General features: G+C 36.3%; 27 protein-coding genes and 1 pseudogene. 2 read left to right on the forward strand and 26 right to left on the reverse strand.

Annotated features, from left to right (window positions below; all coding sequences use genetic code 11):
- Positions 1-43: 43 nt before the first annotated feature.
- The 6 genes from secA to flaG form a co-directional block, all read right to left on the reverse strand.
- Entirely contained in the window at positions 44-2560 is a 2517-nt protein-coding gene (gene secA / locus NCCP28_RS13780; protein WP_248561986.1) for a preprotein translocase subunit SecA, read from the reverse strand.
- Between the two features lie 444 nt (positions 2561-3004).
- Entirely contained in the window at positions 3005-3553 is a 549-nt protein-coding gene (gene hpf / locus NCCP28_RS13785; protein ID WP_248561987.1) for a ribosome hibernation-promoting factor, HPF/YfiA family, read from the reverse strand.
- A gap of 673 nt (positions 3554-4226) precedes the next feature.
- A complete protein-coding gene (gene fliT / locus NCCP28_RS13790) occupies positions 4227-4568 on the reverse strand; it encodes a flagellar protein FliT (RefSeq protein ID WP_248561988.1) in 342 nt (113 codons plus the stop codon).
- Positions 4568-4969, reverse strand: a complete 402-nt coding sequence (fliS, locus tag NCCP28_RS13795; RefSeq protein WP_248561989.1) for a flagellar export chaperone FliS — start codon at positions 4967-4969, stop codon at positions 4568-4570. The genes fliT and fliS overlap by 1 nt, the downstream gene beginning before the upstream one ends.
- Positions 4970-4984: 15 nt before the next feature.
- A complete protein-coding gene (locus tag NCCP28_RS13800) occupies positions 4985-6505 on the reverse strand; it encodes a flagellar hook-associated protein 2 (RefSeq protein ID WP_248561990.1) in 1521 nt (506 codons plus the stop codon).
- Between the two features lie 17 nt (positions 6506-6522).
- The gene (gene flaG / locus NCCP28_RS13805) at positions 6523-6876 is read right to left on the reverse strand and encodes a flagellar protein FlaG (RefSeq protein ID WP_248561991.1); all 354 of its coding nucleotides are present in this window, start codon (positions 6874-6876) and stop codon (positions 6523-6525) included.
- A gap of 1158 nt (positions 6877-8034) precedes the next feature.
- Here flaG and NCCP28_RS13810 point away from each other — a divergent pair.
- Positions 8035-9198, forward strand: coding sequence for a glucose-1-phosphate adenylyltransferase (locus NCCP28_RS13810; protein ID WP_282579572.1), 1164 nt, complete (start codon positions 8035-8037; stop codon positions 9196-9198).
- Positions 9199-9401: 203 nt separating this feature from the next.
- Here the strand turns inward: NCCP28_RS13810 and NCCP28_RS13815 are convergent, their stop codons facing one another.
- The gene (locus tag NCCP28_RS13815) at positions 9402-10244 is read right to left on the reverse strand and encodes a PD-(D/E)XK nuclease domain-containing protein (protein WP_248561992.1); all 843 of its coding nucleotides are present in this window, start codon (positions 10242-10244) and stop codon (positions 9402-9404) included.
- Between the two features lie 39 nt (positions 10245-10283).
- Positions 10284-11489 (reverse strand): ATP-binding protein, encoded by a 1206-nt coding sequence (locus NCCP28_RS13820; RefSeq protein WP_248562209.1) that lies wholly within the window; start codon positions 11487-11489, stop codon positions 10284-10286.
- A gap of 269 nt (positions 11490-11758) precedes the next feature.
- On the opposite strand from NCCP28_RS13820, the pseudogene NCCP28_RS13825 reads away from it, so the two are divergent.
- Positions 11759-11967, forward strand: a pseudogene (locus NCCP28_RS13825) (IS5/IS1182 family transposase); the annotation flags it as partial.
- Between the two features lie 67 nt (positions 11968-12034).
- Here NCCP28_RS13825 and NCCP28_RS13830 read toward each other — a convergent pair.
- The 18 genes from NCCP28_RS13830 to NCCP28_RS13920 all read right to left on the reverse strand — a co-directional run bounded on the left by NCCP28_RS13830 (position 12035) and on the right by NCCP28_RS13920 (position 26018).
- Complete coding sequence (locus tag NCCP28_RS13830; protein WP_248561993.1) at positions 12035-12598, reverse strand: hypothetical protein; 564 nt, start codon at positions 12596-12598, stop codon at positions 12035-12037.
- A 461-nt stretch (positions 12599-13059) separates the two neighbouring features.
- On the reverse strand, positions 13060-13161 hold the full coding sequence (locus NCCP28_RS13835) for a flagellin (protein WP_374109838.1): 102 nt from the start codon (positions 13159-13161) through the stop codon (positions 13060-13062).
- 360 nt (positions 13162-13521) lie between these two features.
- Positions 13522-14757 carry a flagellin N-terminal helical domain-containing protein gene (locus NCCP28_RS23645; protein WP_282579573.1) on the reverse strand — a complete coding sequence of 412 codons (1236 nt, stop codon included), beginning with the start codon at positions 14755-14757 and terminating at the stop codon, positions 13522-13524.
- 132 nt (positions 14758-14889) lie between these two features.
- A complete protein-coding gene (gene csrA / locus NCCP28_RS13850) occupies positions 14890-15120 on the reverse strand; it encodes a carbon storage regulator CsrA (RefSeq protein WP_248561994.1) in 231 nt (76 codons plus the stop codon).
- 4 nt (positions 15121-15124) lie between these two features.
- Positions 15125-15571: a flagellar assembly protein FliW gene (gene fliW, locus NCCP28_RS13855; RefSeq protein ID WP_248561995.1), complete on the reverse strand. Its 447-nt coding sequence runs from the start codon at positions 15569-15571 to the stop codon at positions 15125-15127.
- Positions 15572-15586: 15 nt separating this feature from the next.
- Positions 15587-16177, reverse strand: a complete 591-nt coding sequence (locus NCCP28_RS13860) for a DUF6470 family protein (RefSeq protein WP_248561996.1) — start codon at positions 16175-16177, stop codon at positions 15587-15589.
- A 410-nt stretch (positions 16178-16587) separates the two neighbouring features.
- A complete protein-coding gene (flgL, locus tag NCCP28_RS13865) occupies positions 16588-17472 on the reverse strand; it encodes a flagellar hook-associated protein FlgL (protein ID WP_248561997.1) in 885 nt (294 codons plus the stop codon).
- Between the two features lie 10 nt (positions 17473-17482).
- Complete coding sequence (flgK, locus tag NCCP28_RS13870) at positions 17483-19033, reverse strand: flagellar hook-associated protein FlgK (protein WP_248561998.1); 1551 nt, start codon at positions 19031-19033, stop codon at positions 17483-17485.
- Between the two features lie 13 nt (positions 19034-19046).
- A complete protein-coding gene (locus NCCP28_RS13875) occupies positions 19047-19544 on the reverse strand; it encodes a flagellar protein FlgN (protein ID WP_248561999.1) in 498 nt (165 codons plus the stop codon).
- A 191-nt stretch (positions 19545-19735) separates the two neighbouring features.
- Positions 19736-20005, reverse strand: a complete 270-nt coding sequence (flgM, locus tag NCCP28_RS13880; protein WP_248562000.1) for a flagellar biosynthesis anti-sigma factor FlgM — start codon at positions 20003-20005, stop codon at positions 19736-19738.
- A 259-nt stretch (positions 20006-20264) separates the two neighbouring features.
- Positions 20265-20726: a TIGR03826 family flagellar region protein gene (locus tag NCCP28_RS13885; protein WP_309296631.1), complete on the reverse strand. Its 462-nt coding sequence runs from the start codon at positions 20724-20726 to the stop codon at positions 20265-20267.
- The gene (locus NCCP28_RS13890) at positions 20701-21396 is read right to left on the reverse strand and encodes a ComFC family protein (RefSeq protein ID WP_248562001.1); all 696 of its coding nucleotides are present in this window, start codon (positions 21394-21396) and stop codon (positions 20701-20703) included. Before NCCP28_RS13890 ends, NCCP28_RS13885 begins: the two co-directional genes overlap by 26 nt.
- On the reverse strand, positions 21397-22884 hold the full coding sequence (locus NCCP28_RS13895) for an ATP-dependent helicase ComFA (RefSeq protein ID WP_248562002.1): 1488 nt from the start codon (positions 22882-22884) through the stop codon (positions 21397-21399). It abuts the gene before it with no gap.
- Positions 22854-23138: a hypothetical protein gene (locus tag NCCP28_RS13900; protein ID WP_248562003.1), complete on the reverse strand. Its 285-nt coding sequence runs from the start codon at positions 23136-23138 to the stop codon at positions 22854-22856. The genes NCCP28_RS13895 and NCCP28_RS13900 overlap by 31 nt, the downstream gene beginning before the upstream one ends.
- Before the next feature lie 279 nt (positions 23139-23417).
- On the reverse strand, positions 23418-23633 hold the full coding sequence (locus NCCP28_RS13905) for a nuclease-related domain-containing protein (RefSeq protein ID WP_248562004.1): 216 nt from the start codon (positions 23631-23633) through the stop codon (positions 23418-23420).
- A gap of 377 nt (positions 23634-24010) precedes the next feature.
- Positions 24011-24856: a DegV family protein gene (locus NCCP28_RS13910; RefSeq protein ID WP_248562005.1), complete on the reverse strand. Its 846-nt coding sequence runs from the start codon at positions 24854-24856 to the stop codon at positions 24011-24013.
- 155 nt (positions 24857-25011) lie between these two features.
- Positions 25012-25164: a sporulation histidine kinase inhibitor Sda gene (sda, locus tag NCCP28_RS13915; RefSeq protein WP_248562006.1), complete on the reverse strand. Its 153-nt coding sequence runs from the start codon at positions 25162-25164 to the stop codon at positions 25012-25014.
- Between the two features lie 167 nt (positions 25165-25331).
- On the reverse strand, positions 25332-26018 hold the full coding sequence (locus NCCP28_RS13920) for a response regulator (RefSeq protein ID WP_248562007.1): 687 nt from the start codon (positions 26016-26018) through the stop codon (positions 25332-25334).
- Positions 26019-26024: the final 6 nt, after the last annotated feature.

The raw sequence follows: 26024 nt of genomic DNA on the forward strand, positions 1-26024 counted from the left end.
AAACTGTCTCTCCTATAAAGAAGAGACAAGATTTCACTAGTTATTATACACTTTTCCCACAGCAGTTTTTGTATTTTTTTCCGCTTCCACATGAACATGGTGCATTTCTGCCTACATCCATTTTTTTCGTAGCTGGACGTTTTTTCGGTTTCTTTTCTCCATCTTCTTTCGGATTAACCGCTTCGCCCTTCATTACTTCTTCACGCTCTAAGTTGTTGCGGATTTCTGCTTTCATTACATATTTAGCCACATCTTCTTCAATCGCAATAATCATATCTTCAAACATTGCAAAACCTTCACCTTGATACTCGCGAAGTGGATCAATTTGGCCATATGCACGTAAATGAATTCCTTGGCGCAGCTGATCCATTGCATCAATATGATCAATCCATTTGCTGTCAACAGCACGAAGGACAATAACTCTTTCAAATTCACGCATTTGTTCTGCCGTTAATTTTTCTTCTTTTTCATCGTAATTTTTTAATACTTTTGCATAGATTAATTCAACAATATCCTCACTGTCTTTGCCGCGAATTTCACTAACTTCCAATTCTCCTTCATGAAGAAGATTTCCATTCGCATAATCGACAATGGCCTGCAGGTTCCATGCTTCTTGATCTTCATGATCTGGTGTATGTGCTCCTACATTGCGCTCTAAAGAAGCTTTAATCATTTTTTCTACAATCGAACGCAAGTTGTCAGAAGTCAACACTTCATTACGCTGCGTATAAATGATTTCCCGTTGCTGGCGGAGAACATCATCATATTGCAGCAATTGTTTACGGGAATCAAAGTTATTGCCTTCCACTCGTTTTTGCGCAGATTCTACGGCACGTGATACCATTTTGCTTTGAATAGGCTGAGTATCATCCATGCCAAGTCTCGCCATCATATTTTTCATATTATCTGAACCGAATCGGCGCATCAGTTCATCTTCCATGGAAAGATAAAACTGCGTAACACCTGGATCTCCTTGACGTCCAGATCGACCGCGAAGCTGATTATCAATACGTCTGCTTTCATGGCGTTCTGTACCAATTACTGCAAGACCACCAAGATCTTTTATGCCTTCAGCTAGTTTAATATCTGTACCGCGGCCAGCCATATTTGTTGCAATCGTTACAGCACCTTTTTCCCCAGCATGTGCAATGATTTCTGCTTCTCTTTCATGGTTTTTCGCATTTAAGACATTATGAGGAATGCCTTTTTTAGAAAGATAGTTGGAAATAATTTCTGATGTTTCAATCGCAACCGTACCAACCAATACAGGTTGTCCATTTTTATGTCTTTCAGCAATGTCTTCTACTACTGCTCTAAACTTGCCATCCATGCTCGCATAAATTAAATCCGGACGATCATCACGGACAATTTCTCTGTTTGTGGGAATGACAACAACGCTCATATTATAGATGTTGCGGAACTCTTCTTCTTCCGTTTTTGCTGTTCCAGTCATCCCCGCTAATTTTTCATACATGCGGAAATAGTTTTGGAAAGTAATGGTAGCCAAAGTCATGCTTTCATTTTGAATTTCTAAATTTTCCTTCGCCTCAATTGCTTGATGAAGCCCGTCACTATAGCGGCGGCCTTTCATTAAACGGCCTGTAAACTGGTCTACAATAACGATTTCTCCGTCTTGCACCACATAGTCGACATCATTGTGCATGCTGGCATTTGCTTTTAATGCTTGAGAAATATGGTGGTTGATGGCGACATTGGATACATCAAATAAGTTTTCAATTTGGAAAACCCGTTCCGCTTTTGACATGCCTTCTTCTGTCAATTGCACACCTTTTGTTTTTTCATCATATATATAGTCTTTTTCTGCTTTCAGGCTCTTAACAAACGTATTTGCCCGAACATATAATTGTGTAGATTTTTGCGCAGAACCGGAAATGATCAACGGTGTGCGCGCTTCATCAATCAGGATGGAATCCACTTCATCAATTACGGCATAAAATAACGGTTTTTGCACTTTTTGCTCATTATATAAAACCATATTATCCCGAAGATAATCAAAACCAAATTCATTATTTGTTCCGTACGTAATATCAGCATTATAAGCAGCTTGTTTTTCTTCTTTTGACATGCTGTTTAAGTTTAAACCAACTGTCAGTCCAAGGAATTCATAGAGTTTTCCCATTTCCGAAGCATCACGTGCTGCCAAATATTCATTGACTGTTACAACATGGACTCCTTTTCCAGAAAGGGCATTAAGATATACAGGCAAAGTAGCCGTCAACGTTTTCCCTTCCCCTGTTTTCATCTCGGAAATATTTCCATCATGAAGAGATGCTCCCCCCATCAGCTGAACAGGATATGGATATAGACCTAATACACGTTTTGCCCCTTCACGCACAACGGCAAATGCTTCCACAAGCAACTCATCCAATGTTTCGCCTTTTTGATAGCGCCCTTTAAATTCTTCTGCTTTTTCTGCTAATTGCTCGTCCGTCAATTTAGCAGTTTCCTCTGCTAACAATTCTACTTTATCGGCGATTTTTGCGAGTTTCTTCAAATCCCGCTTATTTTGATCAAATACTTTATTTAAAATTCCAAGCATTAAATAACGCTCCTTTATTTATGGTTATGGGAAGAAAAATACTATTTACCTGTTGGCAGAGATTCTGATTTGCTCCTTCTTTCTGCCATCTGCTTTTTCCTTTTGCAAAATAATGATTTGTTTATAAAATCTCTTGTTATATCCGATTAATAGTAATGCATTATTATTAAAAATGCATGAAAATGATTTGGCAATTTTATTAACAAATAGAGCGAAAAAGTCTTATTCGCAACATAAAAAATCGTCTCTTATTCCATTTATTCTTTATCTTATCTATCTTACCATTTCCATACTAGTGTGACAACTTATGTAGTGATTAGTGGAAGCTATATTATTACTATTATGCACTTATTTTTTTTATCCATAAATAATAGAGAAAAAATTCATTTTATTTATTCGACAGCATATAAAAACGCAGGAGACAATCTCCTGCGTTTTTATATGTTATTTTGCTTCAATCAACCCGTATTTACCGTCTTTTCTTTTGTAGACAATATTAGTGGAATTTGTTTCAGCATCTGTATAGATAAAGAAGTTATGTCCTAATAAATCCATTTGCAGAATAGCTTCTTCGCTGTCCATTGGCTTTAGATCAAATCGTTTTTGGCGGACTATTTCTAATTCATCTTCTTCTACTTCAGTGGCTGCAGCACTTTCAAAAGATCCAAAAAACTCATTTACATTGCCTTTTTCGCGGAATTTGCGGTTTACTTTTGTTTTATGTTTTCTAATTTGCCGTTCTAATTTATCTGTTATCAAATCAATGGCGGCATACATATCGACATGATCTTCCTCGGCACGCAGCACCAATTGACTCATTGGAATAGTCACTTCTACTTTTGCTGTTTTATCATTATATGTTTTTAAATTGACATTCACATTCGCATCTGGTGTTTCGGAAAAATAACGCTCCAATTTCGTAATTTTTTTCTCTACGTATTCTCGTATTGCTGGAGTTACCTCAATGTTTTCTCCTCTTATGTTGAAATGCATAAGTTACTCCTCCTTTATTATTTCCAGTGCAAGTCTATTTTCTCTAAAGATAAAGCAATTTATTCTTGCTAGAGAAGAATTTTGACTATACTTTATATTTCTAGTTTACCCTAGCAAATTCCTGCTGAAACTTTTAGAAATTTCGACAAATTTGTGAACTGGTAGTTTTTATTCTATTTCCTTTATTTTCATTCTTTCTGCGGTTAATCCCGGAGCCTTCCTAGCATCTGCACTAGACTACTGAAAAAGTGAAAAATTATCTTTTAATAATAGATAGAATCGGCTTTCCGAGGCTGACTATTCGCTTTCCGGGGGCGAGCGCCGAGCCGCTTCGTCGCTTTGCTCCTGCAGGGTCTCGCCTGTCTCGCTAATCCCCCAGGAGTCGAATAGACGCCTCTCCAAGCAAGTGATGGTTTCCTTTTCAATAAAGTGAAACTTCAATCAATTGATTTTTCTCCATCCCCTCACTGATTGTTAGTTGAACCACTCAGGCTTTTATAGGCAAGTTTCTCCTCACCTAGATTGCTCGTTTTCTCTCCTAATCTTTGAGGTAAGGGTCAAAAACAAAAGCCTGTTAATGTGTGATGAATTTTTCCATATCCTTATTTAAAACACATACTTATCGTAAAAATAAGCATAATAAAAAACCGCCTGTATAAAGACGGTTTTAGGGTTATTTCCGTTTATCATAAAACATGCCATCTGTCTGCAGTGCTTGATAGGGATTAACATATTTTTGATTGGATGATTTTTTTACTTTTAACTGTTTTAGCTCTTGTTGAATCGTTAGTTTTTCCTGCTGAAGAGCTTCTTTTAATTCTTGATCTTGCTGCATTAAAGCCTGTCCCATCTTTTTTTCACTATCCGTTTTTGGGGGAGAAAGCAATGATAGGCACGCTTGCCTTTGCGTAAAAAGTTCTTCCATTTCTTTAATGAAGTCTTCTTGCTCACTTTTCTCTTTTACAAGCTCAATCAATTGTGCGGTAATGGCAAACAATTGTTTATATGTTTCCATTAAATTTGGCCGCCTCCGCCATATTGCTGTTGTCGGTTTAATTGAATTGCCTCTTTCCATGTATCGCGGAATTCTGTTATAAGAGACTCCACTTCTTCAATGATGCTTTTATCATTATCAATATTTGCTTTAATTAGCTGGCGGTTCATATAATCATAAAGCGCCATTAAGTTTTTGGAAATAGCAATATCCATATTTAAAGTCACCATCAACTCTTTAATGATATTTTGTGTTTTTTGAATATTGGTATTTCGTGCACTAATATCTTTTGCATCGATTGCTTTTTTTGCCAAATGCAAAAATTTCAAGCAGCCATTATACAGCATTAAGGTTAAATCGCCTGGTGATGCTGTATTTACAGAATTTTGCTGATAAGATTGATACGGATTTGTAGTAGCCATTTTTTTACTCCTTTTTTAAGAACTCATCATATTAGTCAAATACGTAGACTGACTGTTCGCTTTATTTATTGCCGTTTCCATCGCCGTAAATCTCGCCCAATAGCGACTTTCTATTGACTTTAATTTATCTTCATAGCTGGAAATTTTACTGCTATAATTATTCAGCATTTTCCCTAAAGAAAAAGTATTGTTTACACTTGATGATTTCCCTGCTTTTGCTGTAATATCAGTCATTGCTGATTTTAAGCTGGCCCTTAATCGCTGTGCAATTCCTTGTTCTGAAGTAGTTGTGCCACTTTTTTGGAACAATTCATAGATGGCATTAGGGTCTTTTGAAATCGCAGCACGCAATTTATCTTCATCTATCGTTAGTTTCCCGCCATCTAAATAATTGGAAGTTGTCGTAATGCCAATTTGCGATAATTGACTGAATCCAGATGTACCGCTGACTGCAGTACTAAAATTAGATCTCAATTTTGTTAAAACAGAGTTTAAAATAGAATCATTTTTTAATGTTCCGCTTTTCGCAAACTTCTCCCACTTTTCAATTTCATCATCTTCCATATCTTTTTTTTGGGCAGCAGTTAATGGTGCATAGTCCCTGTATTTTGTTTCACTTAATTTTGTGCGGATTTTTTCAATAGCCGTATTGTATTTATCAACAAATTGGGTAATCGTGTTAAGAATCCCATCTACATCAGGTGTAGAAGAAAAGGTAACAGCATCGCTTGTTACTTTTTTGGCAGTGAATTCTACGCCGTTTATTTGGAACGTGTTGGAGGGTCTAGTAGTTTCAAGGCCGTTATAAGTAAATTTGGCATTTTCTCCTGCTGTGCCGTTTGCACCTGTATTATCTGCAGCTAGATTCAACACACCAGTAAAAAAAGACGAAGCTCCTGTTACATCACTAGAAAGTGCAATCTCTGCACCATCTTTTATATCCCCTGTATTTTTCGCTGTTAAAGAAATCTGTTTGGTAGTAGAGTCATAAAATGCCGTTGCCCCAGAATCCTTATTGATTTTCGCAATAATGCTGTCTAATGTATCTTTAGACGGATCAATTGTATATTTAAATGCTTCATCATCTGATTGCATGGTACCATCTTTTTTGATGGCTTTGATCGTAATAGTTTGTGCCGTTACAGCTGGGCTTGCTTCTGACAATGTTTTAGAAGCATCCGTAATGGCAGTAATTTCACCACTATTTTTCATCGTTGCCGCTTTTGCAAGACTATTAATTTTAATCGATCCAGAAAAATCCATCGTAGAATTCACGTTTTTTACAGAAAGTGCATCCGCATCAGACACAGTAACCGTCTTTTTAATATAAGATGCTTGTTTGCTGATTCCATTAAAAATGCTCGTATCTAAGTCTAATAATAAAGAATTCATTTCGCGGTAATCGTCCCGCTGCCATTCTGTATAGGTTTTCTTTTGTTCCAGTTTATCTAACGGCACTCGTTCTGCTGTCATCAATTGTTCGACAAGGGAATCAATATCCATGCCGCTTGCGAGTCCGCCTATTCGCAATACCATTTGGCTGTCACCTCTTTTTATATCTTTTCATCTATCGCAAGTCCCATAAATTCCCGCATTGCTGCATACATATCCAGCATTTTTTTCGATGGAATTTCGCGTATTACTTCTTTTGTTGTATCATCAATAATTTTCACGTAATAATCATGCAGTTTTTCATGAAGCTCAAATTTCAAGGAAGTTTGTGTCGGCATAAATGATTCATTCATTTCTTGAACCATATTCATCAACAGCTCTTCCTGGTTTCTTTTCTCTGACGAATCATAGCTTATTTTCTGTGTTTCCGGCATTTCATTGCTTATAATTTGATTTGTGCTCATTGCTCTAGATGTAGGGTATATCGGATAGGCTGCAGTTCTTTCAATCATCATTTATCCTCCTACTCTCGACTAGAATTCTATTAGTTATATCGTCTATATTAAAAGAATTTAAATAATGAATATAAAAGAAAATAGATTTAAGAAAATCGAACCATGATTTATATCCCATATTTATCAACCATTAACAGGCTTTTGACCCTCATTTCAAGATGATAGGGGAAAATGAAAAATTTAAGTGGGTAAAACTTTCCTGCAAAAACCTGCTATAAGAGAACACAGACTATAGGCATCCACTTACTGCAGCAACGATTATGTTACCTATTATCTAGAGGACGCCGCTAACAATAAATGAGGATGAAGAAAATTCCGCTGATGGGCGTTTCCATTTATTTTAGCGATTTTTTAGTTCTATTAATCGGAATCGGGAATAGAATATTCTCATGTTATTGAAAATCGCTCGTTCTCTTCGTCACCCCCTTTCTGCGGTGCTCATTACCTTGAAAAGTGCGGTTCCTCGATAGTCAAGCATTTTCATTCATCCTGATTTTCACTTCACAATTTTTTTGACACTCTAAAAACAAAATAGTCTATCTTTTATCCCGCATTAACTGGCATTAAGCCACAATCTTAAAATTATGAGAAGAAATGAGGAGATAACTGCTTGCAAAAGCCTGATTGATTTAATTAACAATTAGTAGGGGACGGAAAAGCCCCCACTGATTTAAGTTACACTTTATTTTCCTCTCTTTTGGTTTTGAAATTATTTTTCATGGGTACTTAAACATTAAACCTAAAATAACCAAAAACATTTCGACAAAAAACACCATAATATTTGTTTTTTCGAGATAAATCTGGGTTATAAACCATGTTAAGGCTTACAAAATGTCGATGAATAGCTAAATTACTCTAAATATTTTTATTATTTTAACTCCAGATTTTGATAGAATTAACATTAAATTAACGACAACACCAAATTAGAGGAGGACAACCATGAAATATATTAATTTAGCAGAATTACAAGAAGAAAATGAAAAGGTTTTCGAAAACGAAGAGGAACATGAATACTATTATAAGCTGTGGGAAGACGACAGATTGTAAATAAATAAATAAATAAATAAATAAATAAATAAAAGCAAACACCAACAGAGGGTTTACTGCCCGTAAAAGGGATCAATAATATCGAAAGAGCATACACAGGAGGGAATTTTTTTGAAGAAACAATGTATTGCAATGCTTTTAGCTGGCGGAAGAGGAACTAGATTAAAAAAACTAACAGAACATTTGGCAAAACCTGCAGTACCCTTTGGTGGTAAATACCGTATCATCGATTTTACATTAAGCAATTGCCGCAATTCTGGCATCGATACTGTCGGTGTACTTACACAATATCAACCTCATATTCTCCAAAATTATATTGGCGACGGAAAAGAATGGGATCTAAATAGACGCGATGGCGGATTAAGCATTCTTCCTCCATACCAATGCAATGACAAAGATCATTGGTACGAAGGCACAGCACATGCAATCTATCAAAATGCTCCTCTAATTGATCAATATAATCCAGAATACGTACTGGTTATTTCCGGAGATCACATTTATAAAATGGACTATAATAAAATGCTTGATCAGCATATTGCTACAGGCGCAGATGCTACTATCTCTGTAACAGAAGTGCCTTGGGATGAAGCAAGCCGATTTGGCATTATGAATACAGATGAGAATACAAATCGTATTGTAGATTTTGAAGAAAAACCGAAAAATCCACGTTCTAACTTAGCTTCCATGGGTGTTTACATCTTTAAATGGAGCACATTAAAAAGCTATTTAGAAAGCGAAGAGCAAAATGAATTGTCTTCTAAAGATTTCGGCAAAGATATTATTCCTGCGATGCTATTCGATAATAAGAAGTTATTTGCCTATGAATTCCAAGGCTATTGGAAAGACGTCGGCACAATCAGCAGCTTCTGGGAAGCAAATATGGACTTGCTTAACAAAGACACAAATATTTTCCTAAACGACAAAGACTGGAATATCTACACAGCAGAACAAACACATCCACCGCAATACTTGGACGAAGACGCACAAGTAAAACGCTCACAAATCAGCGAAGGCTGCGAAGTGTACGGAACAGTAGAACACTCCATCCTCTTCACAGGCGTTAAAGTCGGCAAAGGCTCGGTTATTAGAAACTCAGTGGTCTTACCAGGTGCAGTGATCGGCGAAAATGTCATCATCGAAAACGCAGTAGTCGCATCCGATGTAAAAATTGCAGATGATGTAGTAGTAGTCAGCACAACTGATGACATTGCATTAGTTGGCGAAAATATGGTGAAAAAAGAAAAAGCCAGCGCAGGTTTGTCTAGGGTGATATGACTGTCGAGGTTTAAGAGGTAATGAAAAGATCCAGAATTAGCGGTAGGCGCCGATTCTGGATCCTTTTTGTTACTATTTAATCATTAGATATCAACTAATGATGAATAAAGATTTACAAACTTCTCATTAAAGTTTACAAAAAAATAGAAACTAAAGCGATATTTGACTAGACTCTTTATAACTACCAATTCATTTTTAGGGAATCAAAAAGTAATTTCTTGAATAATGATTGTCTCTAGTTCTTTATCAAAATCTTGCTTTTTTCTAGTAAACGCCTTTGCAAAAACTTCAGAATCCTTAATTATTTTCTCTTTATCAAAAATAAATAAGAAGAGATAATCTGCTTTGTAGTGAAAGGAGTCTGCACCTAATTCTTCTGTTATCTTCCGCTCCGTCATGTTTGGCCTTGTACATTTGACCTCAATTACTATTCCATATTCGTCCAGTGTAATATCATATCTTACTGAATTATAGCCGGCATCATCAAACTTCTCTAATCTTGCATATGGAAATATCGGCTTAATTAACGAATATACTATTCGCTGAACATCATATTCATTTCCTATTCGAATATGATCTAGGTCATCTTTTTTAATTTTGCCATTTCCATGAACAGCATCTTGATACATGGCTTTCATATGCATATGAAAGTTTTTTAATATTCTTCTAATAATGATGCTTGCCATTGTTTTATCTATAGAATCATCATTTGTTTCTGTTAAGTAAACTCCTGACTCAATATTAGATTTTAAATGCTCCAAAAAAACTTTTGCCTTTTTACATGCATCTTGGATTTTATTAATGGTATCAATTTCCGAAAACTTATTTAGAAAAACTTTTGTCTCCATAAAAAAATCCCTGCTTATTGCTCTTTCAGAAAATATTTGATCCAAAGTCTTTTTTACATCATTTTTCCAATCCTCAAATGCATGAAGATCACTTTTATTCTCCTCATATTGCATAATAATCTTTTCTAGACCATCTATTTTATTATTTATTGCCTGTATAGCAATTTTAGGAGATGTATTTAGGTTCGTTCTGGACATATACACGATCCTTTCTAATCTAAAAGATATCAATGAATACTAATGGGCTCTCCATCTTAGATAAAATAAAAATAATGGATCCAATATATATATTTGATTATCCTTCCATTCAAAAACTTGATAAATGGATTCACTTGATAACATAATATCATGAATTTTTTGACAGGCATCTCTAATTTTCTTTCTATCTATTCTTTCCTGTGAGGTTAATGTTAATCTATCTACTCTTTTTTTTATTTCCTCTAGAGAAATACTAATAATCGGAGGATCCTCGGCTATTGCTTTTAGCAAAAGACTATAAATATCTGCTTTCTCCCCATTAGTGTTTGCTAATCCATACCTTTTTCTTTTTTGTCCCCGTGTATACGGACCTGATTCTAACTTTTTAACCACTTCTTTATACGGGAGATTTATAGTGGTGAAACGATAGCTTTCTTCTAATTTTTCCTTATCTTTTATTTCCTTTATCTCTTCATCTCCATCCATATTTAAAATAAGAGATAAATTTAAACAGATTGATTGCATTAATTGTGGAGAGGTAAGACTTTCTACTGCCATCTTTGAAGCAAAATCATCACTTATTTGGACGCCGAGCTTTTCAAAACCAATAATGGCGATTTCTTTCAATTCGATTTCTTGCCACGGCTCAATATTTATCAAACTTAATCTGCCACTCAAATCAGGATTTTTTCTTATCGCATCATCTGCTCTATGAGGGAGTGATATAACTACAGCTTTAAATTCCCTTCTAATAGCATCCTTTAATTGGTAAGCGATGTCTAACTGCAATTCTTCCGGAGCATAATGAAAATCATCCAAAACTAAAACTAAATTATTTTCTTTAAAATGCTGAATTATTTTATCCTTACTTGATATATATTCTTCTCGATTAATAACTGATTTATCTTCTGGGGTATACTCATTGCCTCTTATCTTAATCATTTCTGAATATTCACCTTTAATCGATAAACCAACCTTCTTAGCAATGATTTCCCAAAAATCCAATCCATGCTTCAAGTCGCTGCCTGTTAAAGAAATAGCATGTTTCACTCCAATAACTTTCTCACATAAAACAGTTTTGCCTGTTTTGGATGGACCGATTATAGATGTCAAATATCCGGGAGTATTGAGGGCTTGTTGCAATCGCAATTCGTACGTAAAACCAAAATCAGAAGACTTCCTATAAACATACGTATATTCTGGAAATGTACCCGGTTTAAAAACTTCATTTGAACGGAGCCTCACCAAAGTCTTTTCCTCCTTACATACCTTAATACTTATATTTTAACCTAAAGATCCCTATATTCAAACTTAAAACATACCTTTTCATACCTTTTAGCACATTTTACTCCTTTGAATTGCTTATTTATACTTTGTATAACCTATTATATTGCATACTAAAAAAGACCCTAGTAAGACTAGAATCCTTGTTTTGTTCTAAATATTGATTTGATTGATCTAACACTATCTTTAGTGAATGTACAATTGTACATATCGGACTGCCCCTTAAATTCCCAGCTGTTAAAGAAAAGTTAAATGTACTAAAAGAAGTCGTAGAAGATTATACCGAACAACTAAGCTATTCAGATAATCCAGATGCACGTGTTGGACATAAAAACAGTGGATTCTTCTTTTTTTGGTTACAAAAACGCATATCGCTATGAGTGATGAACGAATTATTATAGCTGCCATTGTAACAACTGGTGAAAAAAGCGATGGAAAATATTCTGCGCTTGTGTAAAGTATCACCGTAGCGGGGGACAGGCTCACTAGCCCCAGAGTTCTCATCGCTAAATTCTGTTATATTCTTGCAAAAGTTTCTCTTTTACTTCTTGATTCACTTGCCCTCCATCGATGTATTCGATAACTTCTCTAAAAAAACCATTACTTTTTCCTATAATGCTCTTTGAACAATGAATTGCTTCTTTCTCATAAGATTTATCCTCATAGGTTTTTTCAGACTCTTTTCGAACTAATTCCTCAGTTAAACACCCATTTTTAATTTGCTTAACATGAATCAATTCATGTACTAACGCTAACCGAACATATACTTTTACTATCTGAGTATAAACTTCATATTCGTTAATTAATAATTCGAAGGTTACAGAGCACTTTTCCGCTATTCTTCTTGAATTAATAAATATATTATTGGTTTCACAAAAATCTTTTATAGTTCCGATAGTAGCCAACGAACCTATGCTATTATCATTTTTACATAGGAGTAAATTAGTCTCTACATTTTGTATATTTAGATATTGTTTTATTCCTACAATATATTCTTGTAACTCTTCACTATCAATATATACTTTAATTTGTCTATCGGTTGGTTTAACATGATATTCTTTTATTGCCATCTATTACTCCTTTCTTATCAGAAACGACATCTGTCTGTATAAAGAAAGAAGACCCTAGTAAAACTAGAGTCCCTTTCAAATATTCTAAAATTAACGAAGAAGTTGTAGAACTCCTTGTGGTTGTTGGTTCGCTTGCTTTGCGACTATGTCTTTCGATCATAGAATAGACTATATCTTCATCCTAAATTATTAGGAGCCGGGCACTTCGAACAATTTTTATTGTCCTACGAGATTCATAGTCATAGCTTCCCGCCTTAGACCGTATTCCCTAGTCGTTGAACCTTCTCCAGAGTTTCCTCACAGGAGCTTGGCTGCTGATTATCCATTGTTGCATCTCCATCATTTTCAGACCCTTACACATACCGTTTCCAGTTTCGCTTTGGTTGATGAAGCTTTAGGAAGTTCCAGCAATTCACCCAGTTATCCTCTTACCCGTTGCCAAGTAAGACGCCCTCTATCAATTATCGAAGAAGTTGCAATACTCCTTGCGGCAATTGATTGGATTGAGCCAACATTGCTTGTGCTGCTTGACCAAGAATAGAGTTTTTAGTTTGATTCATCATTTCTTTCGCCATCGTGCGAACATTTACTTTCATAAATGACTAGACTATATCTTCACCCTCTAAATACTTAGTTAGGGGTCGGGCACTTCGGATTCACAATGCTGATGTACATCGCTTCACCTATGGATTTCATCATCATAGCTTTTCGCCTTAGATGGTTTATCCTAGTCGTTGAACCTTCTCCACTTTTTCAAGACAGGAGCTTGGCTGCTGATTGCCCAATCTTTTCTTTTTTCACACCTTCACGCCTACCATTTCTAGTTACGTTGTAGTAAGAAAAGCTCTTAGAGGTTCCCAGCAATTCACCCGATAATACTCTCTAGCCGTTACCAGCTAGGACGACTGTGCTTGTTGCTGTTTTTAAGCAGCTAAAGCATAATCAACGTCACGAACACGTGATTCAGCAGCAGTTAAGTTTTCAGAAGAAGTTGTTAAGTTATTGATAGTGTGATCTAAACGGTTTTGGTATGCCCCTAAACGCGAACGTTCTCCAGATACTTTACCAATCGCTTGATCCAATACTTTAATTGCTGCACTAGATTTTGTAGAATCAGATAGATCCAATGCATATTCAGCAGTTCCTGATGTGCTAACATCTGTTAATTGATTAGCTGCTCCTGCTGCAGTAAAAGTTGCACCAACAACATCATCCCCAGTTGTTGTTCCAACACCTGCCGCAGTTCCGCCTGCAGCTGTTCCTGCAACTCCAAGAGCAGCAGCACGCATATCATTAATTTGAACTGTGAATTGTTGTGATTGGTTTGCACCAATTTGTAATGAAATACCAGTTCCAGTTGTTGTTGCTGGCGTCGCTGGTACTGCTGGCGTTGCTGCTACAGCTGCTGTTAAACTATAAGTGAATTCATCACCAGTCACTGCTCCAGTCAATCCACTTAACTCTACAGTCATGCCATCTGTTGTAAAAGTAGTAGTACCGCCTGTTATAGTTGCATCTGTAATTGCATCGGTAGCTCCACCATCGATAGAGTAACCAGTTGCAGTTTTTTCAAGAGTTAAAGTTTTATCTGCGCTGCCACTATAAGTACCAGTTAAAGTAGCATTTCCTGTTGCAGTATTCCCTACAGTTGCTGTCATGTTTGTTGCAGATGCAAGATTTGTAGCTGCTACTGCTGGTACTGCTGGCGATCCTGAAGTACCTGGTGTTGTAACTATAGCTTTAGAACCATCCATTAACTTTTGTGTATTGAACTCAGTAGTGTTACCAATACGGTTAATTTCAGATGTTAATTGATTCATTTCTTTTTGGATTTCACTGCGGTCATCCGTTGTATTCGTATCGTTTGCAGCTTGTGTTGCAAGTTCTTTCATACGTTGAAGGATATCAGTTGTTTCACTTAATGCACCTTCAGCAGTTTGCACTAAAGAAATACCATCTTGCGCGTTACGAGATGCTTGATCCAATCCACGGATTTGTCCACGCATTTTTTCGGAAATCGCAAGACCTGCTGCATCGTCAGCTGCGCTGTTGATGCGAAGACCTGAAGATAGTTTTTCCATAGATTTATTTTGTGCTTCTGATGCGCTGCTTAATTTGTTGTAAGTATTAAGAGCAGCGATATTATGATTAATTCTCATTACTATTTTCCTCCTTGAAGTTGTTGTCCACATCCTTGTGAACGTTAAGTTTAGTAGGAGTTAAGGAAGGTCGGCCGCCCTCCCTCTCTCTTACTTTCTATATCGACTTCAAGGAAAAAGTTTTAAGAGATTTTATGATTTTTTTTCATTTTTTTTGAATAAATTTAGAAACGTTGAAATATCAGCTGATGCTGTTCTATTTTCTTGCATAATTTGCTCATAAACTTCTTTGCGGAATATTTCAATATCCTTTGGTGCAGAGATGCCGATTTTTACTTGATCCCCTTTTGATGCAATAACTGTTATTTCTATATCTTCGCCAATTTTAATTACCTCACCGTTTTTTCGTGATAGAACTAGCATTTTATCACCCTTTCACCAAAGATTTTTTGTTAGGCAATAAAAGATGCTTTGTTATATAATCCGTTTGATTTAAAATCACCTGTTTTGCCAGATTCTTTTTTTGATTCAAAATAATTGGCGCCTGCAGGTTTGCGGTAGTTTTTTCGAATGGCTCTTGAACCGTTAAAATAGCAAATACAAGAACATCTTTTTCTGAAGCAAGTTCCAACTGCTCTACTGCATTCTCTTCTAGATTAAAATCATAGTCTGAAAAAAATAAAAATGGGTTGGAGATGACAAATGCAAGTTGTTCATTTTGAATAGACTGGAGAGCAAAAAAACTTCCCTCTTCATCCAATGGCAGTACAATAAATCTATCTTCATCAGGAAATCCTGGTATTGGCTTAACAAAACTTATTATTTCTTTTTCTTTTATTTCTTTTTCGCCATGATATTTTGTATTTATTTTCACTTTTTTATCAGTCCTTTATATGTATTGTTCATAGTTTATCCCAACATGCTTTAAATTTTCAAAATCAATCTCTAAAGATGGATACTGCGCTAGCATAATGGATACTTTCGATGGAGTATAGTTAAAAATAGGCTTATTTGCTTTTGCATTAATAATAGGATCTTTTTGCTCCACTTCTATGTTTACTTCACCTGGATCATAGTCTAATTTCACACTGCCTGGCGAGGGAATCCAGCCTAATCCAAATTGTTTTGGTTCTCCTTCACTATTTCGTTTTGCTTGCTGCGGGATGGGATTAGAGGTGCCTTTTTGAATTTGCATCAGCTCCCTGCCCTCTTGAGCCCTTCTTGCAATTCCTTCTAGCCATGCTTGTTTTCCTTCCGCCGCGGCATCTTCAATCATCCTTGGTACACTTTTATAGCCGACATCTTCTCTTGCTTTTGTTTGGTCAATCGTTAGTTTTGCAGGTCTTCTTTCGATCGTCACTTCTGCCTTTGGCTGTTCTATCTCTAAATCTGCTTTTGGCTGTTCCATATCGAGTGAACCTTTTTCAACATGAATATCCAATCTAGCCGGAGTTGACTGTAATCTGATTTGCGGGAACATACGCTTTTTCTCCTTTTCTTTTTATGTAAAAGTGTTTTTTTTAAATAAGTTATAGACACAGGCTGATTGGAGCGGAAGGTGCGAGACTCCTGCGGGAGCAGCGGGACAGGTGAGACCCCGCAAGGCACAGCCTGAGGAGGCTCAACGCCCGCCCCGCGGAAAGCGAGCACCTGCAGCGGAAATCAGCCACTTGTTTTATAACACCAAAATTTACGAAAACAATCTATAAGTGAAACTTCAATCAGGCTTTTACGGGCAAGTTTCTATCCACCTACATTTCTCATTTTCTCTTATAATCTTGAGATGGGGGTTTTACTGCCCGTTAATGCGTGATAAAAAAAGGACTAGACAACTATCCCTACAACTAAAATCTATAGTGTAGTTATAGGCATCTAACCCTTTTTAAATGATTATCTTAAAAAATCAATCAATGATGTTTGAATAATTTTTGCGGCAACGCTTAATGCTGCATTATGCACGCTTTCCTGCACAGAAAGATTCGTAATGGCTTTTTCCATATCAACATCTTCATTATCGGACAGCACTTTATTTGCCAACACATTTTGGGAATCTAGTCTTGTTTCAACTAATTCTAAACGGTTATAGCGCGCTCCCAGTTCTGTACGTTGAGTTGTAAGATCGTCTGTAACTGTATCTAATCGTGAAAGCAAATCATCCAATCCTGCTGTATCATTATTTTGCATTTTTTCTTGAATGCTTTGCACAACGTCAAACATTTCTTGGCTGAATGCAGTTGGACTGACATTGATTTTTAAATTAATGCCGCTAGACACTTGTACATTATAATTATCAATCGCTGGATCCGTAGCATTTGCAGCAACTTGCGGCGGATTTCCACTTACAAGGGGCTGTGAAATATCTGTTCCATGAAAGATATATTTTCCATTTACTTTGGAATTGGCAACCGTCACTAAATCTTGTTTAATCTGCTCAATCTCTTGGGCAATGGCTGTTCTTGCATCTGCACTATTTGTATCACTTTTCCCGTTAATCAACAATTCACGAATACGCTGCAATCCAGTATTCGCCTGCTCTAAACTCGCTTCCGAGTTATCCATCCACAAATAGCCTTCAGATAGGTTTCGCTGATATTGTTCTACTTCCGATAAATTGGAGCGATAGAACATTCCTTTCATCGCAACAACGGGATCATCAGATGGTTTGGTGATTTTTTTGCCTGATGCTACTTGATTGGATAAGTCATTTAACTTATTATAGCTGCTGCTTATATTGCGCAGGGAATTGGCTGAAACCATTGATTGTGTAACACGCATTATTATTCACCTACCTTCTTAACCCATTAATAATCGTATCTAATAGTTCATCTGTTAAAGAAATCATTCTTGCAGATGCATTGTATGCTTGCTGGTATTGAATCATATTGGTCATTTCTTCATCCAACGAAACAGAACTGACACTCATTCGTTTATTTTCAACCGTTTGCTGTAAGGTTGTAGAGTTGGAAAACATTTTCGAAGCTTCTTGGGCGCTTACTGCCATGCTTCCAATAACCCCTTCAAAATAATTGCGGAAGGTTGCCTGCTCTGAATTATCGCCATAATCATATTTATTGTTGATAATCTCTGCCAGCGCACTCGCAATTGTTGCATCTCCTAAAGTAGCAGAACTAGGATTTGCACCAGAAGCATTTGCAATATTATCTAAACTGCTTTTAATTGCATCTGAAATTGTAATTCGGCTTGCAAAACCGTCACGGCTTGTAATTGAGCCGCCTGCGCTTTTGGAATCAGCAAAAAAAGAAATATCTTGATTGGCTCCTGCTGTTATTTCATTTGGGCTCATCCCATCCCCATGAACGGCATTAAATTGGGTCGCAAAGGTATAGGCCAGATTATCCAACTCTGTGAGCATATCATTGTAGATTCCTTTAATATCGCCATTGGTATCTTCATAACCATAGGATTCGACAATGCTTTTTAATTTGCCTGTTGAATCAAAGTTGTTTATGTCCACTGTTGTGCCGCCAACCGAAATAGAAGCGACAGCTGTATCTGCACTATTTTTATTGACGCTTAGTTTGTTATAGCCATTGGCATCCACTAATGTTGCGACTGCAGTGCCATCATCATTTACTAAGCTGACAATCGCTTTTCCTTCTGCTTGCGCTAAACCATTTCCGCCTGTGCTTTCATAGCTTACTTTTATTTTCACGTAATTGGATAGGTCGTCCAAAAGGCTGTCCCGCTTATCGTATAAATCATTTGGCAAATAGCCATTTGGTTCCACTGTTGCGATTTGTTTATTTAATGCATCCAATTGAGATAAAATTGTATTTACTGCTTTTTCAGAAACGCCAATTTCATTTTCAATATTGGTTTTTTCTGCTGAAACAGTTTTATATAAATAATTGAATGTATCGGCAACCGCAATTCCTCTTTGGCGGACAACGGCGCGAGCTCCAGCGTTTTGCGGATCTGATGCAAAGTCTTGCAGAGAAGACCAAAAAGAATCCATTGCAGCTGACAGCCCAGAATCAGATGGTTCATTCATGATTGTCTCTAAGTTGCTTAATGCAGAAGATCGGTTTTCCCAATAGCCTAGTTTGCTGTTTTCAGAGCGATATTGGGTATCAAGAAAGGTTTCTCTTAGCCTTGTAACCGTTGTTGCTTCCACACCTGTGCCAATTTGTCCTGCTATCTTTGGAGCATTCATGCCTACAGAAGGATAGCTTGTCGTTTGCTGCAGATCAACACGCTGTCTTGTATAGCCAAGTGTATTTGCATTGGAAATATTATTGCCTGTTGTATATAAGGCGCTTTGTTGGGCGACTAAACCTCGTTTTGCAGTTTCTAGCCCCATAAAGGTTGATGCCATAACCGTTCCTCCACTATGCTTTTATATTTAATAGACTCATAGATTGTTTGCCAATTGTATCCGTTCTGATTGCATCTCCATTTAAAGGTCTTCCATAGTTGATGCTTCTGTTTGTTGGCTTAAATGCATTTAATGAAACATTGACGAATTGCAGCGATTGCGTCAGCAGCTGCTGATTTAATGTATTTGCTTCTTTTAAATCCATTATAATTTGTTTTAAGTTATCCGCTGTTTCTGCCACTTTTGCTGCTTCCTCTTGATTGAGACGCTTTATGCAGTCTGTAAGCGATGGATGCAGAAGTTCTGGGGCAATTTTTTTTGCTGCATTTTGCCGTGCAGCTTCAAGCTTTTGAATGCTCATAATATGAGCTTGTTCATCTTTCATGATTTGCTGAAGAGGCTCAATGTCCCCCTTTTTAATAACCTCTGTTTTGTTCCCGGCAATTGCATGCAAACTTTTATGCAGCTTCACCATTTTTTCCAATATATCGATTAATAATAGTCCAGACATCGCTGCCCCTCCTTTTCTTTTTAATTTTTTGCTCTTTTTTCAAGGATTGTTGTCTGCGCTTATGAATGAAGCCCGCTGATTTCCGCTTCTGGCACTTGCTTTCCGCAGGAGTCAAATGCCCTCCGCTCCAATCCACTCAGTTTGTTAAACTTCATTTCATGATAAAAGGCAACCGGCTTTACAAAAACAGCTTAGTTTTTAGAATAGAAATTTAAAATGCTTTTTGCGACATCTTGCGCTTTTACTTCATAGGTTCCTGCTTGCACTTGTTTTTTCAGCGCTTCGATTTTTTCTGCTCTTTCAGAAGAAATTTGCGACACTTGCTGCAATTCTTTTGCTGCTGCAGAAATTTCTACTTTATCTGTTCCTTTTGCTGCTTCTGTTTTATTTGCTGCGTTGATTTTATTGACTGAATTTTTATATGGGTTAATACCTTGTGTTCCAAAATTATTAATTTTCATCGTGTACTCCTCCCTTTCGATTCCGAACAAATTATATGATTACTTCTATTATCGGATGATTAGCTAACCATTTAAACATTTCCTGTTGATTTTCTTAAAATACGCCAAATTAACTAAACAAATGCAGATTAAATAGAGAATATTTACCTAACATAGGATTTATAATGAAGACATTTGGACTGTTTTTATTTAGACAAGTGGATAAAAAGTGGATTATGGATGAGGCTTATTTAAGGAATAACGTATATCGCTATTCCCTTTATTCCTTTTCTGAATAATATGTCGAACTTCTTTTTGTCAGTTCTTTTTTCCGAGCTTCCTCTGCTTCTAAACTTTTTAGGCCTGTTTTCATATCAGCTGAACATTTTGAACACAGTCTTCCTGCTCGTATTTCTGTTCCGCATTTTGCACATGGATAGCCCAAATTTGGAAATTGCGCAAGTTTAATGCGTCCTTTTTTGATAAACTTATATATAAGGGTTGCTTTTACTCCTGTCGCTTCCACTACTTCATCCATTCTTGCTGTTCGATTATGCTTTTTGCGGATAAATTGATACACTTTATCAAAATCAGCTTCTTCCTCTTTCCAGCATTTAGTGCATGTTTCTCTGAAGCTGTTGACTACATATAATTCCCCGCATTTTGGACAATTCTCTAGATTGGCCATACCCCTTTTCCCCACTTTCGCCTTTAGTTCATCTTGCAATGGTAAAAGAAACAACAGATTTTGCTCCTGCCTCTTTTACAGCCATTGCTGCATGATGCAATGTTGCTCCTGTAGTATATATATCGTCAACTAGGATCACATCTTGAGAGATAATCTTTTTGTTATTTTCTACTGCAAACACAGTCTCTGCTTCTAACCTTGCAGCACGTGTTTTTTTTGATTGTTTTTCACTATGCATCCTTGTTAAACAATTTGCACTAGGAATGCCAGCACCATGCAAAATGGCTTCCGTCTGGTTAAATCCTCGTTCGTACAAACGAACTTTGCTTAAAGGAATGGGAATGGCAACTTTATTGTGAAATAGCTTTTTAGGGATATATAAAGAAAAGGAGCCTGCAATCTGATAATCTCCTCGATATTTAAACCGGGCAATCACTTCTTTTAAAAAATCATTATATAAAAATAATGAAGAGTTTTGTTTTAAAACACCTTTCCATTTAGAATTTTCTTCCCATCTTTTGCAATCATGGCAAATGTCATCATAAATAAATGAAGCATCTAAATCCACTAGAGGCCGATTGCAAATCGTGCAGCATTCCCCAACAATCGGCACTAGTTTTTGTTTGCAGCCATCACATAAATAAAAAGGCGGTTCTTTTGATAAAAAATAGGTCCAGTTAAAAACAGGAATCACTTCTGTTAAACAAATGACACAGTATATCATTTAAATCAACATTCCTTTTTCTTTTGCTTCTTTATTGCTGTTTTCTATTTGTTTTTTTGCTGATGTCATGGCATTTGTTTTGCCATAATGAAAAAAGACAATATCTCCTTTGGGATACTCTTTTTTCCTTCCTGCTCTCCCAGAGATTTGGACAAGAGCGCTGTCGGTAAATATTTGATTTTCTGCCCCGAGTACTGCAACATCTATATTGGAAAATGTTACACCTCTTTCTAAAATCGTTGTTGTAATAAGCAAATCCAATTGTTTTTTGCGCATTTTCTGCACTTTTTCTTTGCGGAAAGGATCTTCTGCATAAACGGTTTCTAAATGGGGCGTCCATTGTTCAAAGATAGTTTTTACTTTTTCCATATACGCGATTTTTGGAATAAAAAGAAGAACTTGTTTACGAGAGTGGATGCGCTGTGTTATCCAATCGATTATAACTGAAGGAAGTTTGCCTTTCTCTAGCCGCTTCTCCCAATTTCCACACCAAGTGAATTGTGGGGTAGGAAGGGGGTGTTTATGATATCTCGCAGGAATGGTGACATAGTTGATTTTGTTTTGCTGGCATTTTTTTCTCCAGGTTTTATTAGGGGTTGCTGTTAAATAGATCATGGCAGAGTCTGGTTTGCGGGCTGTTTGTACAGCATATTGAAGATTTGCATCGTACGAATAAGGAAAGGCATCCATTTCGTCTAAAATAATTAAATCAAACGTTTGTTTAAATCGAAAAAGCTGGTGTGTGGTGCTGATAATAAGGGGACTGTACAGCTGTTTATCTTCACTTCCTCCATATATGGGAAGCACAGGGATATCTGGAAAAACTTCTTGCAGGCGAGGGGCAAGTTCCAGCACTACATCGGTTCGTGGGGTGGCAATGCAGACTCGTTTATTTTGTTTTAGTGCTTTTTCGATGCCTTTAAATAAGACTTCTGTTTTCCCAGCTCCGCAAACTGCCCAAATTAGAAGTTCCGATTGTTGATCAATTATTTGCTCCATTTTGTTTGAGGCCCTTTGTTGACCAAGGGATAATTGGCCCTTCCACTGGAGTTTGGCATCTTTTGTTTTCTGTACAACAGCTGGACCGATCCAGCTAATAAGCGGTGTACATTCGCTGATTCGTCCCATCATAATGCAATTGCGGCAATAAAAGCAGATTTCCTTGCATCTTGCACAATGGAATGACGCAAAATGGTGCTGATTGGCATTTCCACAGCGATTGCAGCAATAAAAATCGCGCCGTTTTTCTACCCCTTTGTTGTAAAGGCAGTATCCATTTATATAATGTCTGTGGACTTCTTCTACGGAAAAGGGTATTTCTTCCAACAAAAGATATTTGCCTTGAAGAAGAGATTGGAGGTCTGGATTGTAGTGAAAATTAGAGTTGGTTGGCTGGGATAGGAGGTTTGGAATGTCGGCAATTCTTTTTGTTTGTTCGATTGTTTTGGTGGCGGGTGTTAATAAATTACTTTGGATAAGGAAGCGCATTGAGATTCTCCTTTGGTTAATTTGTCCAGTCTTTTTATCTCAAGATAATATTCATTGTCTTTTCTTGTGCCTTTTTTCTTTAGCTGCATTTGGGACATGATTCTTGCAGCCAAAGAGAAAGACTTTATTTGCAAAAGTTCTCTTGCCTGCTTATTATTAATTGTTTTTCCAAACAAATAATAATAATCCTTTAATGCATAAATATGTTCACTTTTAGTTTTGATTTTGCATAAAGGTACAATGCCAACTCGCATTAATTCTTTCTAATGGAATATAGTTGCAGCTCCTACATATCACTCCCTTTATGATTTCTTCTTTTTTTACAGCAAATTTTTTTAGAACAGAAACAGCTAATGGTTTATTTTGTCTTTTTACTGTCTTTATTAGTGCTGTTAATTCGTTATCTGATAGACTTGCGGAGAAAATGGAATCATCTATTTTACTAATTTGAAAAGGAAGATAGTTTCGGTGGATTAATTGCTGAAATATAGAGGGATCTTTGGAGTCTGTTTGAATCAAGGCCGTGGGATTGCTTATGACAACCATACTGTACAGGGAATTGAAGTATATTTATTTAGCCAATTATTCAATTGAAATTCTAGTCTTTTCAACTGAGTTAATGGATATGGCAGTGTCGATGTCGATTCTTCCTTTTTGCGGATTAATTGATGGAACTCTGTATCAAAATACAATTCTCCAGCATAGTTTTTTACTTCTAAAATAAGGGCAAACTTTTTGGATAAAATCAATTGCCGTCATATAATCTTAAATCGTGTAAAATATAATGCTTTTTATCATCAATAAAACTAAGTGGAAATATCAGATTTTTTTCTCTTTGGTAACCGGCTAATTTCATATTGAGTTCTTTTTTATGAGGGGGAATTTCGGGTGATTAGAGGGCAATCTTCGCAATAATGCTTCTAGCTGAAGAATAGATTGGGGAATTTTAAGATTTTTTGCAAGCAACAGACCACATCCTTTTTTTATTTTGCTTTATATATTAGAGGTTTTATCTAAAAGTTCCTGCTTTTAATTAGCTTTTTTTATAAATATTTTTTCATTTTCAATTTTGCCATTTTATTGATTTTTCGACAAAAGTCGATAAATTAAAGGATAAAAAAAAACCTCAAGAGGTTCTTTTTCTTATCCAGCCCATTCCCATAGCCCCTTCTCCTAAATGTGTGCCGATAACAGCGCCAAAATAGCTTATAGTGAATTCTATATTTGGAAATTCCATTTCTAATTCTTTTTTCCACTCTTCTGCTTCCTTTTGGCGGTTTCCATGGATGATGACTGTTTGGAATTGCTCTCCTTTAGTTGCTTCAGCCATTAACTCTACCATTCGTTTCATTGCTTTTTTCTTTGTGCGGATTTTTTCAAATGGAACAATGACTTTATCTGCAAAATGAAGCAGTGGTTTGACTTGAAGCAGGCTGCCAATCAGCGCTTGGGCACTGGAAAGTCTCCCGCCCCTCTGCAAATTGCTTAAATCATCCACCATAAAATAGGCATGGCTGGATGTTTTAAGCTCCTCTAAAATCCGGATTATTTCTGCTGCTGATTTACCTTCCTGCACAAGCTTTGCCCCTTCAATAGCAAAAAAACCTTGGACCATGCAGCTGACTTCACTATCAAAAGGATAAACTTTGATTCCTTCTACCATAGTCCCTGCCGTTACCGCACCTTGATAGGTCCCACTGATTCCACTTGATAAATGAACACAGACTACTTCATCATAATCAGCAGCTAACTTTTCAAACAGCTCCACAAACTTTCCAATTGGCGGCTGGGAAGTAGTCGGCAAATCCTTTAATCTAACTTCTTCGTAAAATTGTTCTGCCTTTAGATTTATTTCTTCTTCATAAATTTCATTTCCAAGTATAACTGTCAAGGGAATCATATGTATATTATAAGCATCTCTAATTTCTTTCGATATATATGCAGTACTATCTGTTACAATAGCTGTTTTCATGTAAATAATTACCTTCCTATCTATTCGGATTGTATGTTCATTTTAACTAAAAAAAGGCTGCTTTGCATTATATTCGCCTTTTTATTTCATAAAATACGAAAAAAGGTAATTTATCTTGTTCTTTATCATATTGATAGGAAATAATGGCTTTTTATTTATTTAACTTTTCTTTTATCTATTTCCTGCAATTTTCTTTTTGTGATTTCTTTTGATAAGATTTCTATAAAATCTGCATCCAACTTTAAAGAAATTGCTAGGTGAAAAGCTTGCATTAATTCAGCATTTGAAAGATTATTTATTCCATTCATCCCAAACACTCCTATCCATCTATTTATCAATAGTGTGCCTTAAATTATTTTATTATGCGAGCATATACTAGTACATTTAGGCTATTTTTTATGAATTATGTATTTTATCTGAATTTTCTTTTTATTATTTTATAAAAAAAAGCGTCCCATCTTTTGGGACACTTTTTTTATCGAACTTCCACCCAGCCATTTTTTATTGCAACAACAACAGCTTGTGTACGATCGTTTACATTCATTTTTTGCAAAATATTGCTAACATGATTTTTTACTGTTTTTTCGCTTATAAATAAAGCTTCCCCGATTCCTCTATTGCTTTTTCCATCTGCAAGAAGCTGCAATACTTCACATTCTCTTCTTGTCAGCAGATGAAGCGGTCTTCTAATTTCAATAGTTTGCACATAGTGGTCGCCGCTTCCTGATTCTTCTTGTGCTAAACGGCGATATTCATTTACTAAATTATGGGTTACTTTCGGATGAAGATAAGAACCTCCATCTGCTACTACCTTAACAGCCTCCACCAAAGCATCTGCGTCCATTTCTTTTAATAGATATCCGCTTGCACCTGTTTTTAAAGCATGAGTTACATAATTTTCATCATCATGAATGGATAAAATAATGACTTTTTTATCTGGAAATCTCTCCAGCAGCTGTCTTGTTGCTTCTACACCATTTGTTTTAGGCATATTTATATCCATAATCGTTACATCTGGTTCAAATTTATCTACTAGGTCAATTGCTTGAGAACCGTCATCTCCTTCAGCAACTACCTCAAAACTTGATTCAAAATCTAAAATGCGTTTTACCCCTTCTCTAAACAATTGATGATCATCAATAATCAGAATTTTTGTAGCCAATTGTTT

The sequence above is a fragment of the Niallia sp. NCCP-28 genome (genome assembly GCF_023168165.1).
Lineage (GTDB): Bacteria > Bacillota > Bacilli > Bacillales > Cytobacillaceae > Niallia.